Raw genomic sequence first — 18,537 nt, 5'->3', positions numbered from 1 at the left:
CCTGGTATCACTTTTTTTATCACCGCTATGACCGGTGATTGTCCCACCAGATTGTTGCACTGCGGTGACCTCCACCAGCCAGGATCCGTCCGTCCGGTGTCAGGCTGGCGTGTCTGGTGAAGTATGTCTGAACAATTCTGTGCTGCCACTCTTCAGTGCATTCAAGACGCTTTGCAGCACTTTTGACAGCCTGCTCGATGGATTCATAGGTAGCAGGAGGAGCAGGTTCCATCACCTCAAGGTTTGCAAAAATCCCCATCTCGTACAGAACATTCCAGAGACAGTCGGCAAGCGGGGTAGGGTAATACTCCCTCTTGTGTAGTGACGGCCAAAGATCCTGCATCATATCAGCCCAGGATGGCGGTGTGAGGAACCAGAACAGAAAGACTTTTCCTGAAGATACTCGCTGAATCATCCTGATGGCACCGGCAATATCGGTCATGGTGAGAGAGAACGAGGCTATAATCAGATCAAACGGGCCATCGAGTTCCTCACCGGTGATATCCTCCCATCGCCGGGTAATGATCCTGATTGGTGGAGCCTCTTCCAAAATTCTGTACTCTTCGAGAGCCTTGCACATGAGGGGAGCCTGTTCTACAACAGTTACCCTGCAGCCTTGTTTTGCCAGGGGAACTGCAAGGGTGCCCGGTCCAGATCCGATGTCCAGCACTGTTGCTCCCGGTGGTGTATGTATTATTCTGATCTGTTCTGCCACCACCTTTGAGTATTCTCCCCTGGTGTTCTCCAGGTACCTTCTGACATTATCCGGATCCAGCCAGAAATCACCCTCATTGTTGATTTGTACCGAACGAAGGTGTCTCTCTTTCAGGGCTGACCATCGTTCTGCCCAGGTTTCAACCGGGATGCCAGAGGCATTTTGTTGCTTGAGACACATGTAATCCACCCGAAACGCTGCAGAATTGTACAGGTATATCAGGTATATATGCCGGTTGGACGACGCATGCAGTTCTGAACTGATCTGCCGGGTTCAGGATTCAGAAAGCAAAGTCATCTGCTCCCGTAGTTTGAAGAACCCACAGGACATATGACCTATGTATGGAGATTATGTCGGTAAGAACCAGGACAGTTCTTTCTGACGGACGGATCAGACGAGAGTACCTCCTGTCGAGTCCGGTTACGAAGGAGGTATTACAGGTACTCTCACAAGGGAACTATGAATGGACTGGCTGGCAGTACCTCTCGCCAACATATCTGATCTCCAATCATGAAGGTCTCTGGATACGAGGTATCCTGAAAAGTCCGGTCATCGTTGTTGAATGTCTGCCAGAACTCTCCATTGGAATCGAGGACTATCTTCATAATTTTCTTTCTATTATACAGGATTCTGAAAAACCTGATATGTATATGGTTGTTCTTTTCCAGAGGGCGGTTCAGTTTCTGAAACAGAATCTTAAATGATATATTCTTTTTGTTAAGTTGATTAAATTTATCTAATAATTCCAAAGATCATTTTTACCATACATAAGTCCCACTAGTATGGTCAGTATGTGACCATAGGGAGTGCGATGCATGGGTATGAAATGTAATTATACAGTATTTATAGTGCTGCTGGGGCTTTTAGCAATTCCTGCAGTGTCTTTTGCTGAAAATCTGACGATAACAGATATTGCGGGAAATACGATCGAACTTCCGCAGCATGCCTCAAGAATTGTGACAATTGATCCGTTTACAAGCCAGTTCTTTTACATCATCGGGGCTGATGATAAACTGGTAGGAACCTGCATTGGACCAGCAAACAGGGATTTAGTAAACGCTACAGAGAAATCCCTGGGGGCTCTTCCATCAGCAGGATGCAAAACCAACATAAACCTTGAGCAGTTACTGTCTCTCAAGCCTGACCTCGTGATATCGGACAAGTCATACACTAAAGTTAACGAAGATATTGCCAGAGCCAATATCCCGGTAGCAGTTGTAGATATGGAAATTCCTGATAACCTCATTAAAAGTTATGAGATGATCGGCACGATCACAGGAAAGGAGAAAGAGACCTCAGAATTCATCTCATATTATAATGAAAAGGTGAATGAACTCAGGAAGAATGCAGCAGGTATTGCTGATGCTAATAAGAAGAAGGTCTACTTCGGACAGCGTGACCCATTGTCAACCCTGGGTGACGATTATTATGAGGCACAGGCTCTGACCATCGCTGGAGGAAAGAATGTGGCGGACAGTATATCAGGTGGTGATAAGCCGGTAACCATTGATCAGGTCTATACCTGGAACCCTGATGTTGTCATTCTCCTGCCATACAACTCAAAGAGTGTGAGTGATATCCTTTCAGACTCAACATGGAAGTCCCTTCCGGCAGTTGAAAATAAACAGGTCTACCGTATGCCCAAGTACCTGATGTCATGGGAGCTTCCGGTTCCTGAGACGATCCTCGGGATGATGTGGCTTCAGAACACGCTCTATCCTGACAAGGTATCCTTCAACATGACCGACGAGATCAAAGAGTTTTATGAGATGTTCTACCGGCTTACTCTCACTGATGAGGATGCGGCAGCCATTCTCCAGGATCAGACCCCGGTGATTCTGAATAAACCTTCATCTTCATAACTTTTTTATCAGACTATGGAATGCCAGATATCCAGGTATAACCGAAATAAAAGAAATTTGCAGGATTTTAATCTACAGCGATCATCACTTCGCTTGACTTGATGACAGCATACGCCTGGTTTCCTTCTTTCAGTCCCAGACTCTCAACCGCATGGGCCGTGATTACGGAGGTTACCAGGACACCATTGCCGATATCAAGAACAACTTCTGCATTGACGGGGCCCTTAATGATCGATGTAATTGTTCCTTTCATTGTGTTTCGTGCACTAATTCGCATACCTTTTCTCCTTCTTCCACTCGAATACGGAGTGAAGTAGTCTCTCTGATATGGGTTATACCTATTGTCACCTTACAGCACAGCCATATTTGTAAAAGAGTAAACAAGAATTTCGGGATAAATCGGATGGATTTCGGGAGTATCCTGATCCGATCACGACGTTTCTGGTGCGTAAGAAATGACGTGGAATTAAGGCAGAACTGCGATGTGGATATATGGATTCGCAGGTATCTACGCTTCTTTGATGTCAGTAATCTGAACGGTTATCTTCTGCTTCTGGGGAGCATTAGGCTTTTTTGACTCTCTCCAGGTATACCCGGCCACAATACACTGAACAGACTGCCCGGCAATATTCCGCTCAATCACGGTATCGCGACCAGCTTTCCGGTTGGAATTATACTGGGACACGATATCATGCCAGTCGGAAGGGAAGACCTCAATCTCATATAGTTCATTTACTTTTACCATATGTTAACCTCAAATCTCGGCACATAGATATTACTCATGAGCAAACATAAACCTTTTGAATTGACGTAATTAATTTCAAAGTATAAATAACTAAATTTAGCATTATAAATTGAAAGATATATTTTATCAAGGTCATTCTGACTAATATCCTTGATAATAGGAAAAATGAATCGGTTCCATTCTGGATACAATTACCCTGATACCTGGATTTTGTTTCAGATCTATCACTCCAAGCATTTTCAGACATACCAGTTCTATCAGAAGAAAGAAACCATACTACACTCAATATTCAGAAGGGATTAGTTCAGGAGACGAATGGCACCAGGTCAATGCAGACAATGTGGGTATTGTTGCAGTTGTATGGGAGAGGTTGTGGGTATTGTCAAACAACTGGATCAGGCAAGATTCAGGATCCAGTTCCTGATCACCGGAGTTGAACAGATAGTTACGATCGATCCTGACAAGCTGGACCTGTTTCTGAATCAGACAATACCAGGCAAAAAGTCTCTCTCATGCCCATTCCTGCGGAAGAAAGAGGATGGGTTTGTAATCTGTACAGTTTATGCCACGAGACCCGAACTCTGCAGGATGTATCTCTGTCCGAAATGCAGACCTGTATCGTAATACCTGTGAGACAGGTGACCATACCTCTGAAAAATCATGTTCAGAAGACCCGTTTCCGGCACTACTTCTTCCACCAGAAAAGGGACCACCGGACCTTCGTTTCCGGAGTCTCGTATCTGCCATCCCGTCTTCGTGTCAGATGGGTTTTTAGAAAATCCCTGGCCAAATCTGTCTCTTCAGGGGTAAGATTCAGGAGCATCTGATAACTCTGAAGGGCATGCTCATGATCGGTATAGAGTATCGGATTCCGGCACTCCAGTTGCTCAACATTGGGATGGATCTCCATCTGATGCAGAATATTGAAGACAAATACGTCGTCCGGAGTGTTGGTATACCTCCTGCCGATTGCCTCAAGGAATTCCCGGGAAAAATCCCCCTGCTCTCCGCCCCATGCAGTCACATATGCAAACTGCCTGGCTGCCTGGTTGATCTTCCTGAGTGACTCCCTGAGATCACCTGTCCGTGCAATGGCCCGGGAAGCAACAACAATATCATGGGCCTTGATGTCAGCACCTATCGCAATACTCTCCCATGTCCGGTGAAGATACCTGATGTTTCCAAGATGTCTTCTCTCGGCATCGATCTTGAGAATGTCAAGCATCTGCGCAGATATATCGAGGGCTGTGACCCGTTTAGCCCTCATCGCTGCAGCAATACTGAGGGTCCCGATCCCGCACCCGATATCAAGAACAGACCATTCCCGATCCATCTGAACACGCTGTAGGAGTTTTGATGGATATTCGTCATGCTCTGACCAGAACCGGTACCAGGATGCCATCTGATCCCACCGGCGCTGCTGTGAATCGGGGTCTGAAGAGAAACTGTGTGTCTGTTGCTTCTCTCTCCACATTCCGTCCCAGTCAATATCACCTACCTCCATCTTTTCAGACTCCGATAGACAGATGTTGGGAGGAAGAATGTATAATTATTTGGCAATGTCATTAACTGCATATCTTGTACTAAGAGTATTATTTTAATATTTCATCTCCAATATTTCTGAAATGAATATCTGTGATGGAACCTTCGAATACCTCCATATTCACTACGTATGAACCCTGATACCCGGGTATTAAACCAAATTCGTGACCTTGTTGACTTTGTAGATATCAGCCCGGTCTGTAAAGGTTATTCTTCTGATCTGAAGTACCTCCTGACCACAAAGAACGGGAGAAAGTACCTGGCACGGATCACTATGTCTGATGAGAGCAGGGTTCTCAAGTCAGGAGAGAATCAGTACAATCGTATGAAAGAACTCAGGCAGTACTCGTTGCTTGTCCCTGAACCTCATCACTTCAAGATCGCCGATGACGGCCGATCATACCTGATGATCCTTGACTACATTGACGGAGAAGATGGTGAAAAAGCACTCTGTCGGATGAGCAGTGAAGATCAGTACAGAGTCGGATACCAGGCAGGGGAAGAGCTAAAGAAACTTCATCAGCTTCCAGCTCCACCTGAAATCGCCTCTTGGAACATGCTGAAAAAACGAAAGTACGAGTGGTATTGTGCTGAATTTCTACATGACCCGGTCAAAGTAGCAGGCATTAACCTGGAAGCGATTCAACTGTATGTCAGAGAACATCTGAACCTCATGGAAGGGATCAGGCAGACTTTTCAGCATGACGATTATCACCCAGCCAACCTGATCTTCCAGAACAGGGAGTTGAAGGGGATTATTGACTTTAACAGGTCTGACTGGGGTGATCCAATCCATGATTTTTACAAAGTTGCCCTGTTCACCCGCCATGTCAGTGTCCCGTTTGCACGTGGGCAGGTTGACGGATACTGGAGCGGCTCTATCCCTTCTGATTTCTGGAGCAGGTATGCCCTCTACTGTGCCATGAGTATCGTTCCGGACCTTGTCTGGTCAGTAAGACATTCCAGACAGGCCGGATCAGATGAGCTCGATCGCTCAATCAGACGTATACAGGCCATGGTCAAGGATCATGAGGGCTTCTCCAGGATTATCCCCCGATGGTACAGCACATAACAGGAGACATACAGACGTTTGGTAAAGAGACAGGAATCGTCAATCAGGCCAGTCATCTCGAAGTTTTTCATATACTGATATGATTCTCATGCATGTCATCGATCTCTATTTCAGGCCGTCAGCCTGATAACCAGTATTGATCAACATTCACCCTGATGATCGATATATATCTATATCCGCCATCATTTGTTGTTTTTACTGCATGGCAAATTTTTAAATAAGCATCTACGCAACGAAACAATGCCATTGAAGGATGGCACCGCAGGAGGTGGGGTTGTATGAAACCAGTGGACGGGATTCTACTTCAACTCCATCGGACAATCAGGTACTGATCAATACAGGCGTTACGATTTCAATCGGAAACAGTGTGCTGATGTATTGATCCAAATTCACGGCTGAGAACACTCTGGATTTTGGAAGGGATTAACGGTATTACCGTGCTGGAGGAAGGTAGGAGGTAACTCCTATTTTCCCTTTCGTGTCCTGTCACTGATGTCATCTCTGTTTTGTTGATACCCCTGTGCTATACAGATATCCTATTCTGACTCATCATCGCAGATCAGGGATTCAGAATTCTACATGAACTACTTATGAGCGCGAAAACGTGATCAATACTGTTGTATTTCTATGACAGATATATTCAAACTGATATACGAAACGGCAAGATTATATGGTCTAAGGTTCCTCACTCTATCACTCACCCCCGGGTGATGGAGGAATCAACCATGAAAATTAGCGCAAGAAATACACTGAAGGGAACAATCAAGTCGATCACCAAGGGTCCGGTCAACGCTGAAGTGGTCATTGATATCGGCAACGGTGTTCTGGTAACCTCCATGATCACTGCTCATGCGGTTGAGAACCTTGGGCTGAAGGAAGGAAAAGAGGCATATGCAGTGGTAAAGGCAAGCGAAGTAATGGTAGCGGTTGATTAACCGCCACTTTTTTCAGTTAGAACCGGATGTATTCCGGACTCCCATGAATCCGTCCATCAGTCTTATTTGGTTTCGGGATTCCGAGTCAGGTTGATGATGCCATAACTCTTCATCTCCGGCCATTGAAGTGAGTATCGGGCAGACCAGGGCCTGTATCCATCCCTAACGATCCTGATGGTATGGGTTCCGGGAGGGACCTGGAAGAACTTCTCATTCCCGTTTGTACGCCCATAAAACGTGTTATCAATGAACAAAAATCCATTATCTGGATTTGTTCCAAAAGAGATGAAGGGTTTGTCAGATATCAGCCCGCCCGGGATCCGTATCACTCTCATCTCGGTCTGTTCTTCATCGCCTGCCTTTATGGTGAGATTTATCGGATATTTTCCGTACATATCAAAGGTGTGGGTTGCATTCTTTGTCTCGTACTCAGGGATCGTATCGTTGTTTACATCCCACTTCCATGCAGTAACCTGACCTTTGCTTGTATCAACCAGTTGTATAGAAAACGCATTGCGTCCAAACCGGGTTGAATAATCAGCAACCACCAGATTCCCTGATTTCCCAAGGAAGTAGGAGTCTGCAGCCGCATCAGGATACAGATTACTCATCATCCTGGTCCGGTTTGATAACGAATAGAGCGTGCCGGGAATCGAAATACTCTTGTCATGGTTGTCCCAATCTCCATCAGGGATCAGGAAGTTTTTTGCAACCATTGTTCCATCAGATCCGCTCTTCGCTTCTCCTTTAATAACATCAAACCAGATGATCCCTTTGATATTGGGGAATGCCGAGAGCGTTGTAGCGTTATAGAGATAGGTTACCTGATTCTCTTTGTACTGCTTTTCCTTCTCTGCAGACCCCTGCCCATCAGCCGAGGTCTCCATGAAAATGAACGGATGCTTCTTTTCTACCGAATAATAGTCATAGAATCCTTTCAGTTGAGTGAGGGATGTCGGGCCTCCCGGCCAGGGATACCAGGTCATGCCCACCCAGTCTACCGAATCTTTACTGAGTTGCTCACCGTTATCACCGGTTCCTGGCCAGTAATATAAGCGATCCTCTTTTTTCTGGGCGATGTTGCCTGCCCAGATCATCTGAACGCTTGGGTTTGCTTGTGCATAAAAAACCGAGTAAGCCGTACGAAACGCCTTTCTCCAGGCCTTTTTATTGGCATCGTCAATACTATCATTCCCACTCGGATTGACAACCCACTGGGCGTTGTACTCAAGACCAAAGCAGATCAGGATTGTTGCCGCCTTTCCAGATTTATCAGGGTATTTTTTACTCAATGCATCGCACAGACCTGCGATATCACTAAGTTTCTGGGTTCCGCTCTTTGATCCTCCGGCAGTTACTGATAGATCAAGGGTACCGTCAGATGCGGTATATGACCAGGGATACAGGACGATAACCGGAATACCGCCCTGCTGGAGGACATGTTCAGCCCAGGCAATACAGGAGGAGGAAGGCGTATATTTGATCTTGCCGTAGTCAGAATCAGGATAACTGGCGAGGTTATAGTATCGTGAGAAGAGCAGTTGTTTGTTCCCGCTTCCAGGGTGAATACTCTCTACACTTGTTCTGAAGGTGTCGATACCGGTATCAACTGCTGCAACACCATCAGATGCACGTTCTCCATATGTTCCCGGATGATCCCAGATCTGCGTCTCCCACGGGTTTGGCTGTGCTTTTTGATAGTAATTTACACATGCGACATTGTTTGAACCCTGGTTTCCACCAAGATATGCCCCGATGTAACATCCCCTGTCTGAAAGCAGTCCTTCATCAACAGTCGGGATATGATATGCAGAGACCAGGCTCCCTGACCCTGCCAGACAGATCAGCAGTATGCATGCTACCTTGAGATACCAAATTGAGTATGCCAGTCCCCCCGTGTCCATTGGTATAAATCCCCGTTCAGTAGTAGAGGATCACTTTCTGTGCTGATAAATTGATGTGATTCTTCAAGGGACTTTCAGATCGTCAAATCAGTCACGTTTCGTCAGGTTCACCTGAAAGGACTGATACGAACATGGAAAGGAGAAGCTTCTCTGAACGCTCCAGTTCATCTGCAGCATACCATACCTCGATCTTCTTCTTTCCTACAACCCCTCTCATGTTGAAGGTTGAGTTATGGATGATCGTGTATACCGGATCTGCAAGATAATCCATGATATAGACATCCCCTGCGGGTTTCATGGCGTTGACCATCTCCCGTGTTACCGGTCCCGGCAGAAGATACTCCTTTTTTATCTTGCCATCCCCGCACTGTTTGACCTTTACTTCCTGAATGGTATCAAGCATGATTGTCCTGTCTGTATTTGAATCGCTGGTATTCATTGAACGTCCGGCCAGATCTATACCTTCGTGTGCATTAGAATTTATTAAATATTAGTTTAAAGAAGTTAGCTTCCATCGAGATAATATAGGATTGCAGATTATGTATAGTGATCGTAATGACCCAATCATTTTGTTCACACCACATTTCATCTGCCCCATCCTCATATCGTCTGACCGAAGAGAGAAGTCATCGGATGAGACAGCGGGTATTCATCACAAATCCACCAACAGAACCAGATCTCCTTTTTACCACAATCAACCGGATGGCTGCAGAGGCACAGCAGTTCTACTCTCTCATTGCTGCACTGAATATCAGACTGTTTGATCATCTTGATGTACCGGTCTCACTCGATGATCTCCGCCAATTAGTTCCTCATTCTGATATGATCCCCCCGCTTCTGGGAATCCTGGTGGATTGTGGATTTATCAGTGAAGATGAGGCCATGTACCAGAATACTCAGGTGGCATCCACATACTTCACGACGCAATCACCGTATTATCAAGGGGCATACCTGGAGAAGATCAGAAAGAAGATATCAGAACTCTGGGTCAATCTCCCAGACGTCATCAGGAACGGCCCGGTTGTGTACGACAAGAAGGAGTTCTTCTGCGATATGTGTCTTCCACCGATGGCAGAGAATGCCATGACCGGCAGGCTACAGCATGTTGTCAGATCGATCGTTGCCATGCCTGAATTTTTGTCTGCCCATAAGATGCTTGACCTTGGTGGAGGACACGGGCTGTACTCGATTGCACTCGCTTCACTGAAGCGGGATCTCATCAGTATCGTGTTTGACCTGCCAGAGGTGACTGATACAACATGCGATTACATTATTGCTCATGATATGGACGAGCAGGTGAAGGTATTTCCAGGTAACTTTTTCACTGACGAACTCGGTACCGGGTATGATCTCATCCTGTCATCCTCAAATCCGAGCGGGAAGAAGACCGCCATGATATCGAAGATCTATAATGCTCTGGCCCCGGGAGGTATATTTGTCAACATTCAATCCAGTGATACAGATATCGTGGATAATCCCATCTCCCAGCTGGAACGCAAGATGTGGATGGTAGACGGAGAACCAGAGTGGAAGTCACACAAAGGGAAGCAGCCATTCCTCTCTGATTCGTATGTCTATGCCCTCCGGGAGTGTGGATTTGAGATAAAACAGGTTGAACAGATCCCTGATCTCTGTAAGGATGACTTTATGGTGACCATGATCATCTGCAAGAAGAAAGAACAGATGAGACCAGCCCCATCTCTCCGGATCACGCTCCTCTCAAGAAAACAACGGGAACAGACGGTCACCCTCACGGTTGACACACAGGATCCTGACTGGCTGAAGACACTGTCACTCATGGGCCTCTCTTCTTCAGCCGAAGAGCGGCAGAAATCCTAGGCTCACAGATGAGTCTGGTTTTACATTCCTGATGCCCGAACCTGCTTCCCCAGAGTTGCCAGGACCTCTCCTGCGTACTGGCAATCTGCCGGGTCGGTGAGGAGCGACGGGCTGAGCCTCACACATCCTTTTCCTGCAGTAATCTGGTTATGGATCAGGGGGGCGCAATGGAGTCCGGTTCTGGTGATGATACCATATGTAGTTCTGAGCACAAATCCTGCTGTGTCGGGATCCATTCCTTTAATGTTTACCGCAAAGACGGGGATATCAGGCGATGGGTGGTACCTGATCATCGAATCAGAATCCTTCAACGGTTCATAAAAAGCGTTAATGCACCTCTTCTGATGATCAACAATCCTATCGAACCCGGTTTCCTGAATATACGTGACCCCTGCTTCAAGCGAGATAATACCAGGATAGTTGGGCGTTCCTGCTTCGTACCGCTCCGGAAGCATCGCCGGTTGCCTGAGGTCGGCTGAGTTTGTGCCTGTGCCTCCCTGCATGATCGGCTGTACTGCTTCGGGATCGCGGATCCAGAACCCTCCGGTTCCCGGCATGCCAAAGAGGTACTTATGTCCGGTGAAGACAAAGGCATCAGCACCAAGTCGTGAGAGATCGATTGGGATCTGTCCGGCAGTCTGCGATCCATCAACAAGCAGGAATATACCGGTTCCTTTGAGTACTGCATGTATCTCCTGTATCTTCTGGACGGTCCCGATGACATTGCTCCCCTGGTTTATGACAAGAAGCCGGGTGTCATCCTTTATTTCATCCCGGACATCAGCAGGATGAACATATCCATCACGTGATGGGATGATCGAGAGGGTTATTCTTCGTTGATCTGCAAGAGTCGTGAGTGGACGCAGGACAGAGTTATGATCAAGGTCCGTGGTGATGGCATGAAACTGCGATCCTTGTCCAGCAGCAAACCCATGGATCAGCATATTCAGCGACTGGGTTGCCCCGGATGTAAAGATCAGGTTATCAGGGTTCTCGCAGCCGAAAAACTCCCCTACCGTCTCCCGAGCCTTCTGAACCGGATCGAGAGTGAGTTCATCGGTCGAACGCCCTGATTCTCCAGGCATGGCAAGAAGGTGATCACGCACCGCCCTGATGACTGATTCCGGCTTTGGCCATGAGGTTGCAGCATTATTGAGATAGATATCACGCGGTGGTGGATAGGATTTGTTCACAAAATAATATTGATATGTCAGTGACATTGAGGTTTTCTATTGGGGTAAAATCCATGAAGGATCTAGGTCATATCGGTAAAAAATCGGAGGCAAGAGTTCGATAACAGCGAGCGAGATCTATCTGGCGGGAAAATTTCTCCTCCGCAAAGTTTCATCCAAACATCCGGATAAACCAGATTGAGAACCAAGGAAAGTAGATGGATGATGTTCCCACCACATTCAAAGAACAATGCAGATAAGTACCTAAATTCATATACTATTTAGGCACCTTGCGAGTATGACCTATGGCCGGTAAGATAAAACTCCTCATTGATAGCCTCGTTGAGCAGCGGGCACAGGGTAATCCCAGCCTTGAGTCCACAACGAGAACAAAGCTCCTTCTCAAGGGCATCGACGGAACAAAATATAATGCCTCATCTGACGATGATCCAGCAGTCATCCAAAAGATCAGAGAGATCGCAAAAGATATGGGTGTCCAGCTCACGGGGTAAATATGGCAATTAAGGTAGCACAATCATTAAAACCCGAACCATCGGCTGTTGCGACAGAGATTGCAGGATCGTTTTCAGATCTGAAACCGGTAGCAGTTCTCTTTTTTGCTTCATCACAATATGATCCTGCTTCCATCAGCAGGATGATGAAGGAGAAATTCGCTGATGCCACCGTCATCGGGTGTTCAACAGCCGGCGAACAGGTATCAGGCAGCATGCTGAAGAACTCTGTTGTCGCCATGGCCTTTGAATCTGATGCAATATCAGGCATTGCAGCAGATGTTATCGATCTCAGTGATCGCAAGGCCCCGTCACGGGCAGTTATCGGCCTTGCGGAGAAGTTTGGATCCAAACCACTCGATCTCAATCCTGAACAGTACGTAGGCATCATCCTTATCGATGGTCTCTCCTGTGCTGAGGAGTGGCTGATGGAGAAGATCGGAGATCTGGTTGATATTCCGGTAATTGGCGGATCAGCAGGCGATGACCTTGCTTTTAAGAAGACCAGCGTATATCTGGACGGAGAGGTATACGAGAATTCAGCGGTGCTCGCATTATTGAAGCCGGCCTCCCGGTTCGAACTGGTAAAGACCCAGTCGTTCTGCGGGACCGGGAAGAAACTTGTCCCGACCGCAGTAGACGAAGCAACCCGCAAGGTCATCGAGTTCAATGGCAAACCGGCAGTTACCGCATATGCAGAGGCAGTCGGCGCCAAGGAGAGCGACATTGCCTCTCATTTCATGTCAAATCCGGTGGGGCTTATTGCCGAAGGTGAGCCGTTTGTGCGAAGTCCACAGCGGGTTGACGGGAGTTCCATCTACTTCTACTGCCAGATCAGAAACGGTGTGGATCTTGAGGTTCTCTCTTCAACAGATATCATCGCAGACACAACAGCAGCGATACAGAAGATCCAGAATAAAGATACCCCTGCCAAAGGAATAATAAATTTCAACTGCATCCTCAGAACCCTCCAACTCTACCAGGAAGGAAAGAATGAGGCATACGGTAATATCTTTAAGGATATTCCAACAGTAGGATTTTCAACCTATGGAGAGGAGTATATCGGCCATATCAACCAGACTGCAACGATGCTGGTATTCTTCTGATTGTGTGTAACAACACCGGCAATACCAGTTCTTTTTTCGATCAGTCAGATAGTTCCAGGCGATATCATGCAGTTATTATGGTAGAAACCCCAACGGTGCCCCGTTGGGTCCCCCAGGGAGGACCGATGAAAAGGACTTTTTCACGCAAATAAAAACTATTATACACATTTATTATCTCACACGATCTGTTCTGACAGAATCAGGTTCCACTATACATCACGGATAAACCCCTCATGTCCTTTGAAAATGCCGAACGATATGACCAGTTGACCAGAACAACATATGCACGGATTTATCCGGTTATTGCCAGCCAGATTCTTGAAAGAACCGGGATCTGCGAGGGTATCTGTGTAGATATTGGTTCTGGTCCTGGGCCTCTTTCTATTGCTCTGGCTCTCCAGTCTGATCTCTGGATGATTTCCCTTGATACCTCACCAAAAATGCAGAACCTTCTCTGGAAGAATATACGGCTCAGAAACCTTACTGAACGAATATGCCCAATTATCGGCGGTGTTCATACCATCCCCCTCCATGATGGATCATGTGATCTTGTTGTAAGCCGTGGTTCGTATCACTTCTGGAGTAACCTTCCAGGTGCGTTTAGAGAGATCCATCGTATCCTCAAAGAAGGGGGTATCGCTTATGTCGGGGGAGGGTATGGTTCAGCAGAGATCAGAGATGCCATCAATCTGAAGAAAAAAGAAGATAATCCGGAACGGGAATCTGTGATTACTCCGGGAATGCGGTTTCGCAAATATGGTCCTGGAGAAATTGAAGATGCAATCAGGGCCGCCATCATCGGTGATTACCGGATCATCAATGATGAATCGGGGTTCTGGATAATTTTTTCACGATAGATACGGAGTTACGGGTTCCCTACGTTATATTTTCGCTGGTGTTTACGGAGAGCAGTCTCCATATCCGGAGCATTCATAACATCATATTCGAACTTTTCAGGATCGCTGATGGCTACCGACATCGCGATGGTGATACCATTCTCAAAGAGCACATCCGGTAGTAACTGGGCACTCGACCCATAGAGCGCTCTGATTCTGGCATTCTTTGCATATCCAACAACTTCTTCAAAGGTCCCGTTCACAAGAGTAGATCCGGTGATGATGGCGACATCCGCATCGGCAAGCACTTCTCTATTTTCATCAGCAGGATGCACGGTTATCCCTGCAGGACCATAGGTGATGGTCTCACCAATTATCGTTGTCCTGAACGCTTCAACCGGGCGCTGATCGGTGACATGCAGTTCCCTGCACCTTCCGGCATAACTCTTTACAAGCCCCCCATATCCAACTATCACGAGGTTGTCATCACTCCTGACAAGGTCCTTGACCTCTATCCCTACCTTGTACCCTTTCTCCAGCAGGACTTCATCGGTGACCAGCGGCTGTGAGAGGGCGTTGAGGGCAGCAAGGCCGACGGAACGCCTGCCCAGGCATTGCTCTCCAATCGTCTCCCTGGCAACCTCAAAGAGCGGTCTGCCGATACAGGATTGGAGGTACGCAGGATCGATGCCGGTCTGTTCAGTGCCATAGAGGGGGTTGTTGTCCTGGAAACTCATCGCAACCCCAGAGCACCCATCGGTTCCGATAACAGCATTCCATCCCGGATTAAGACCGAGCTGCTTCACCCTTACATCAGGGAGATTTAGTCGTCTGTACTCGCTGAGCAGTTTCTGGTATCCTTTTTCAAGGATCGTCGCCGGTTTCAGGGTCATGATATGTTCCGTGGCATCTGATAGCGCTCTATAGATATGGATAAAAAAGTTAAAAGATTATTTCAATTATTCGATTGAGTATACCGGTTCTCATATCAGTATTATATTAAAAAGTCTTTTTCACCGGTCCTCTCTGGTGACCCCAACGGGGCACCGTTGGGGTTTTTTAAAGAGTTGTTCAATCAGAACAATTCCTGAATTGTCGGGATATGACCATACCTGATCACGGGCAGGAAGGGAATGGTTAGATACCAGATCGGATCTATATGTGACCAGAGAAAAGGATGATGAAACCTGGCACCATCAATTCTGGAAACCTGATAACCAAGATAGCACCGGTTCTATTCGGTCTGATCGTTCTCATAACTATACTCTTCTTCACGCTCCCCCTGCTCTCACTTGTGCTGCGGATAACTCCCGAAGAGTTCATCGCAGCCATTCTCAAACCAGAGGTTGAGAGTGCAATATATCTCTCGCTCATCACCGCTGCAGCCTCAACGATGATTGTTGTTCTCATCGGCACTCCGCTTGCCTACCTGAATGCACGGGTACCGTATCGCGGGAGGGATTTTGTCGAGACCCTGCTCGATCTCCCAATTGTACTGCCACCATCTGTTGCCGGTCTTGCACTGCTTGTTCTCTTCGGCAGACGGGGGCTCATCGGCTCCCACCTAAATGACATGGGGATTGCTATCATATTTACCATCTTTGCCGTGGTCCTCGCCCAGGTGTTTGTTGCAGGACCCCTATACATCAGGCAGGCAAAGACCGCTTTTGCCATGGTTGATCAGTCGTATGAGGCGGCATCACGGACACTTGGTGCCTCTCCATTAGCAACCTTCTTCAGAATAACCATCCCACTTGCCTGGACCGGTCTTATATCCGGAGTAATTCTCGGTTTTGCCAGGGCTATCGGTGAGTTTGGGGCTACTATCATGGTTGCAGGAAATCTGCCTGGAAAAACCCAGACGATGCCCCTTGCTATCTATGGTCTGATGCAGAATGATCTCGCGGCTTCGATATCCTTATCTCTTGTGCTTATCGGGATATCCTGTGTTATTCTTGTCACAATACGTGTCATTGCAGGGAGGTCTCTTTGATGCTATCCGCAAACCTGCAGAAACAACTGAGAGATTTTGAACTGAAGATACAGTTCACCGTGAACCCGGGTGAGGTTCTCATTCTTCTCGGCATAAATGGTTCGGGAAAATCAACGATTCTCAACCTCCTGGCCGGGCTTCTGAATCCTGATCAGGGTGAGATAACCCTCAACGGCAATGTAATTTTCAGTTCCGGGCAGAAGATAGCCTCCCCCCCGGAAGAGCGTAACATCGGATATGTGTTTCAGAATTACGCTCTCTTCCCCCATATGTCAGTCTTCGATAACATCGCATATGGTCTGAAGATGCGTAAAATCCCGAAAGATCAGATAACAACCCATATCCAGAAAGTCCTGGAAGATCTCGAGATCGCCCATGTCAAAAGCGAGAGGGTTACGAATCTTTCAGGAGGACAGCGGCAACGTGTGGCTCTTGCCAGGGCTCTCATCATCCAACCGGAACTCCTGCTTCTAGACGAACCGCTTACAGCTCTTGACCCTCATGCAAGGGAGAAGATCAGGCTTGAACTTCGTGAACAACTTGTTGCAAGCAATCATCCGGCGATCATGGTCACTCACTCGATAAAGGATGCACAGATCATCGGGGACAGAGTTATTGTTCTTGAGAAGGGGACAGTCATATGGGAAGGAAAGCCTGAGGAACTGGAGTCAGGGGTGAGTGCTCCGAATCTCTCTAATCTCAAGTGTGAGTGTTATGAGTACCGGGATTTTGGGGCAATAGCGATAGACTGAAAATAGGTCCGGGATTATTTTTTCAAATATTGGTTAGTTCTCTATGAGAACCTCATTTTTTGATATCATGGTGTTCTTATAATAAATCTCCATGAAGAACGTATTGCCAAGATTATTGGTGTTATTGAATAGATATTGTTCAGGGATACCATTTTGTAACTGAGAAAGATTTCCTTTGTTTGTGTTATTTCCTAATATATAGTCGATTTCCCCTGGTCGCAGTGAGGTTATACCACTGGCCCAGGAATCTGTTCCAGATAGATTTGTGATCAGCGATTTATTTACAATCGAAGTATACTGAGACGCACTTTTCCCCATTGTATCAGATGGTTTTATAACCACCTTAACTGATCCTGTTGGCAATGGATCTCCACTGATATGACGGATCTCCATCCCTGTGCCGTTTTGATAATATTTGGCCTGCAATGTTACAGAAGGAGCCTTGGTGTCAGTCTCCATAAGCCCTCCCGCATAGCTGTTCACAATCGCAGCGATGATCAGGGTCAGGGTCAGCATGAGAAGAACACCGATCACCGGAGAAACGGCCTCTTGTGTCATCTCACGTCTCCGCTGTGATCTCTTTATCTGCAATTATCGCACCACTCGGAACATGAACAAACTGGATTCTGATTGGAGTTCCTTCACTAATTCCGGAATCAGACTTGTTCCATGAATCAGACATGACAATACTCAAGCCGGTATAATTGGTGAGCAGATGCGATCCTGCAAGTAGTGTGAAGTTTCCAAAAGTTTTGGGTGTCTGATCTCCCGGATCATACCCGAATGGATACCCGGAACCTGATGGTGTGATAACAACATGGTGTGGTTGAGCTCCATTTACCTTCCATTCGGTCTGAAATTTGAGATCCTTTGATGGAATTCCTTCACTAACCGAGATGATCCTGACATCTAAAAAACTGTTTGAGGCAATGGTTGTGTCATTCACCATGGACGCTTCAAAGACCAGTTGAGGAGGTTTTGTCTGTGTCTTTGCAATTCCCCCGGCATACCCGCTGATAATTGCCGCAAGAATCAAGGTAACAGTAAGCATCAGCATAATGCCCACAACCGGTGAAACCGCTGAATCCGGATTGTATCTGCAGACTGGACCTCTGGCATGGTATCGTATCATTTAGTAGACATGGGTTTTTAGAGACTATCTAGTTTACTTATTGATTTTGTAAACTTTGATTTATTGAATATTTGTGACCTTTTTTTAGAATATAATTCTTATATGACATAATCAGACAGATTCCATCGCGTGATAATAACTGTTGGGTAATTGGTGTAATTATCTACGATGTAATTTGACTTAATTTTTAATGTGTATTCTCCTTTTGAGGAATCATCTACGTTCAACTCTGTGTTATTCATATAATTGATCTCGTTCTTGGCTTTATCGAATGACGAATTACAATTAAGAATTTGAGTATCGTAATTGAAAAATTTGAATCGGATTGTTGTTTGGTTATTTAGTCTTAATGATGTTTTATTTGACTCTTTGATCTGAATATTGATATTTCCGACTCCATTCCCACTTACAAATCGATAT

The 18,537-nt window shown here is 46.4% G+C and carries 21 protein-coding genes; 11 read left to right on the top strand and 10 right to left on the bottom strand.

Translation table 11 applies throughout. From position 1 onward, the window contains the following. Positions 1 to 25 precede the first annotated feature (25 nt). Positions 26 to 895: a class I SAM-dependent methyltransferase gene (locus ACHZA2_RS11785; protein WP_319579880.1), complete on the bottom strand. Its 870-nt coding sequence runs from the start codon at positions 893 to 895 to the stop codon at positions 26 to 28. Positions 896 to 1,056: 161 nt separating this feature from the next. Between ACHZA2_RS11785 and ACHZA2_RS11780 the strand changes: the two genes are divergently transcribed. Next, positions 1,057 to 1,419 carry a hypothetical protein gene (locus ACHZA2_RS11780; RefSeq protein WP_319579879.1) on the top strand — a complete coding sequence of 121 codons (363 nt, stop codon included), beginning with the start codon at positions 1,057 to 1,059 and terminating at the stop codon, positions 1,417 to 1,419. A gap of 117 nt (positions 1,420 to 1,536) precedes the next feature. Next, positions 1,537 to 2,577: an ABC transporter substrate-binding protein gene (locus ACHZA2_RS11775; RefSeq protein WP_319579878.1), complete on the top strand. Its 1,041-nt coding sequence runs from the start codon at positions 1,537 to 1,539 to the stop codon at positions 2,575 to 2,577. Between the two features lie 67 nt (positions 2,578 to 2,644). Here ACHZA2_RS11775 and ACHZA2_RS11770 read toward each other — a convergent pair whose 3' ends face one another. Together ACHZA2_RS11770 and ACHZA2_RS11765 are read right to left on the bottom strand one after the other, a co-directional pair. Beyond that, complete coding sequence (locus ACHZA2_RS11770; protein ID WP_319579877.1) at positions 2,645 to 2,854, bottom strand: molybdopterin-binding protein; 210 nt, start codon at positions 2,852 to 2,854, stop codon at positions 2,645 to 2,647. A 231-nt stretch (positions 2,855 to 3,085) separates the two neighbouring features. After that, positions 3,086 to 3,322 carry a hypothetical protein gene (locus tag ACHZA2_RS11765; RefSeq protein ID WP_319538634.1) on the bottom strand — a complete coding sequence of 79 codons (237 nt, stop codon included), beginning with the start codon at positions 3,320 to 3,322 and terminating at the stop codon, positions 3,086 to 3,088. 315 nt (positions 3,323 to 3,637) lie between these two features. Here ACHZA2_RS11765 and ACHZA2_RS11760 point away from each other — a divergent pair, with 315 nt between their 5' ends. Next, positions 3,638 to 3,946 carry a YkgJ family cysteine cluster protein gene (locus ACHZA2_RS11760; RefSeq protein ID WP_319579876.1) on the top strand — a complete coding sequence of 103 codons (309 nt, stop codon included), beginning with the start codon at positions 3,638 to 3,640 and terminating at the stop codon, positions 3,944 to 3,946. Positions 3,947 to 4,007: 61 nt separating this feature from the next. Here ACHZA2_RS11760 and ACHZA2_RS11755 read toward each other — a convergent pair whose 3' ends face one another. Then, entirely contained in the window at positions 4,008 to 4,826 is an 819-nt protein-coding gene (locus ACHZA2_RS11755; RefSeq protein ID WP_319579875.1) for a class I SAM-dependent methyltransferase, read from the bottom strand. Positions 4,827 to 4,994: 168 nt separating this feature from the next. Here ACHZA2_RS11755 and ACHZA2_RS11750 point away from each other — a divergent pair, with 168 nt between their 5' ends. Both ACHZA2_RS11750 and ACHZA2_RS11745 read left to right on the top strand, forming a co-directional pair. Further along, entirely contained in the window at positions 4,995 to 5,936 is a 942-nt protein-coding gene (locus tag ACHZA2_RS11750) for an aminoglycoside phosphotransferase family protein (RefSeq protein WP_319579874.1), read from the top strand. 725 nt (positions 5,937 to 6,661) lie between these two features. Beyond that, a complete protein-coding gene (locus ACHZA2_RS11745) occupies positions 6,662 to 6,871 on the top strand; it encodes a molybdopterin-binding protein (RefSeq protein WP_319538638.1) in 210 nt (69 codons plus the stop codon). 62 nt (positions 6,872 to 6,933) lie between these two features. Here ACHZA2_RS11745 and ACHZA2_RS11740 read toward each other — a convergent pair whose 3' ends face one another. Together ACHZA2_RS11740 and ACHZA2_RS11735 are read right to left on the bottom strand one after the other, a co-directional pair. Further along, positions 6,934 to 8,775, bottom strand: a complete 1,842-nt coding sequence (locus ACHZA2_RS11740; protein ID WP_319579873.1) for a PKD domain-containing protein — start codon at positions 8,773 to 8,775, stop codon at positions 6,934 to 6,936. Positions 8,776 to 8,866: 91 nt separating this feature from the next. Next, a complete protein-coding gene (locus tag ACHZA2_RS11735; protein ID WP_319579872.1) occupies positions 8,867 to 9,214 on the bottom strand; it encodes a hypothetical protein in 348 nt (115 codons plus the stop codon). Positions 9,215 to 9,408: 194 nt separating this feature from the next. Between ACHZA2_RS11735 and ACHZA2_RS11730 the strand changes: the two genes are divergently transcribed. Beyond that, complete coding sequence (locus ACHZA2_RS11730; protein WP_319579871.1) at positions 9,409 to 10,614, top strand: class I SAM-dependent methyltransferase; 1,206 nt, start codon at positions 9,409 to 9,411, stop codon at positions 10,612 to 10,614. A 20-nt stretch (positions 10,615 to 10,634) separates the two neighbouring features. On the opposite strand, the gene ACHZA2_RS11725 is transcribed toward ACHZA2_RS11730, so the two are convergent. Beyond that, complete coding sequence (locus ACHZA2_RS11725; protein ID WP_319579870.1) at positions 10,635 to 11,834, bottom strand: aminotransferase class V-fold PLP-dependent enzyme; 1,200 nt, start codon at positions 11,832 to 11,834, stop codon at positions 10,635 to 10,637. 257 nt (positions 11,835 to 12,091) lie between these two features. Here ACHZA2_RS11725 and ACHZA2_RS11720 point away from each other — a divergent pair, with 257 nt between their 5' ends. The 3 genes from ACHZA2_RS11720 to ACHZA2_RS11710 all read left to right on the top strand — a co-directional run bounded on the left by ACHZA2_RS11720 (position 12,092) and on the right by ACHZA2_RS11710 (position 14,261). Next, positions 12,092 to 12,298: a hypothetical protein gene (locus ACHZA2_RS11720; protein ID WP_319579869.1), complete on the top strand. Its 207-nt coding sequence runs from the start codon at positions 12,092 to 12,094 to the stop codon at positions 12,296 to 12,298. A 2-nt stretch (positions 12,299 to 12,300) separates the two neighbouring features. Beyond that, on the top strand, positions 12,301 to 13,404 hold the full coding sequence (locus ACHZA2_RS11715; RefSeq protein WP_319579868.1) for an FIST N-terminal domain-containing protein: 1,104 nt from the start codon (positions 12,301 to 12,303) through the stop codon (positions 13,402 to 13,404). 233 nt (positions 13,405 to 13,637) lie between these two features. Beyond that, positions 13,638 to 14,261, top strand: a complete 624-nt coding sequence (locus tag ACHZA2_RS11710; protein WP_319579867.1) for a class I SAM-dependent methyltransferase — start codon at positions 13,638 to 13,640, stop codon at positions 14,259 to 14,261. An 8-nt stretch (positions 14,262 to 14,269) separates the two neighbouring features. Here the strand turns inward: ACHZA2_RS11710 and ACHZA2_RS11705 are convergent, their stop codons facing one another. After that, complete coding sequence (locus ACHZA2_RS11705; RefSeq protein ID WP_319579866.1) at positions 14,270 to 15,133, bottom strand: Rossmann-like domain-containing protein; 864 nt, start codon at positions 15,131 to 15,133, stop codon at positions 14,270 to 14,272. Between the two features lie 284 nt (positions 15,134 to 15,417). Between ACHZA2_RS11705 and ACHZA2_RS11700 the strand changes: the two genes are divergently transcribed. Then, positions 15,418 to 16,233, top strand: coding sequence for an ABC transporter permease (locus ACHZA2_RS11700; protein WP_319579865.1), 816 nt, complete (start codon positions 15,418 to 15,420; stop codon positions 16,231 to 16,233). Then, complete coding sequence (locus ACHZA2_RS11695) at positions 16,233 to 16,985, top strand: ABC transporter ATP-binding protein (RefSeq protein WP_394698565.1); 753 nt, start codon at positions 16,233 to 16,235, stop codon at positions 16,983 to 16,985. Before ACHZA2_RS11700 ends, ACHZA2_RS11695 begins: the two co-directional genes overlap by 1 nt. Before the next feature lie 33 nt (positions 16,986 to 17,018). Here the strand turns inward: ACHZA2_RS11695 and ACHZA2_RS11690 are convergent, their stop codons facing one another. Together ACHZA2_RS11690 and ACHZA2_RS11685 are read right to left on the bottom strand one after the other, a co-directional pair. After that, positions 17,019 to 17,501 (bottom strand): type IV pilin N-terminal domain-containing protein, encoded by a 483-nt coding sequence (locus ACHZA2_RS11690; protein ID WP_394698564.1) that lies wholly within the window; start codon positions 17,499 to 17,501, stop codon positions 17,019 to 17,021. Between the two features lie 43 nt (positions 17,502 to 17,544). Next, positions 17,545 to 18,117 (bottom strand): type IV pilin N-terminal domain-containing protein, encoded by a 573-nt coding sequence (locus tag ACHZA2_RS11685; protein WP_319579863.1) that lies wholly within the window; start codon positions 18,115 to 18,117, stop codon positions 17,545 to 17,547. Positions 18,118 to 18,537 lie beyond the last annotated feature (420 nt).

The sequence above is a fragment of the uncultured Methanospirillum sp. genome (assembly GCF_963668415.2).
Classification (GTDB): Archaea; Halobacteriota; Methanomicrobia; order Methanomicrobiales; family Methanospirillaceae; genus Methanospirillum.
The sequence above is the reverse complement of the archived record's forward strand: the minus strand, read 5'-3'. Positions and strand labels throughout refer to the sequence as shown.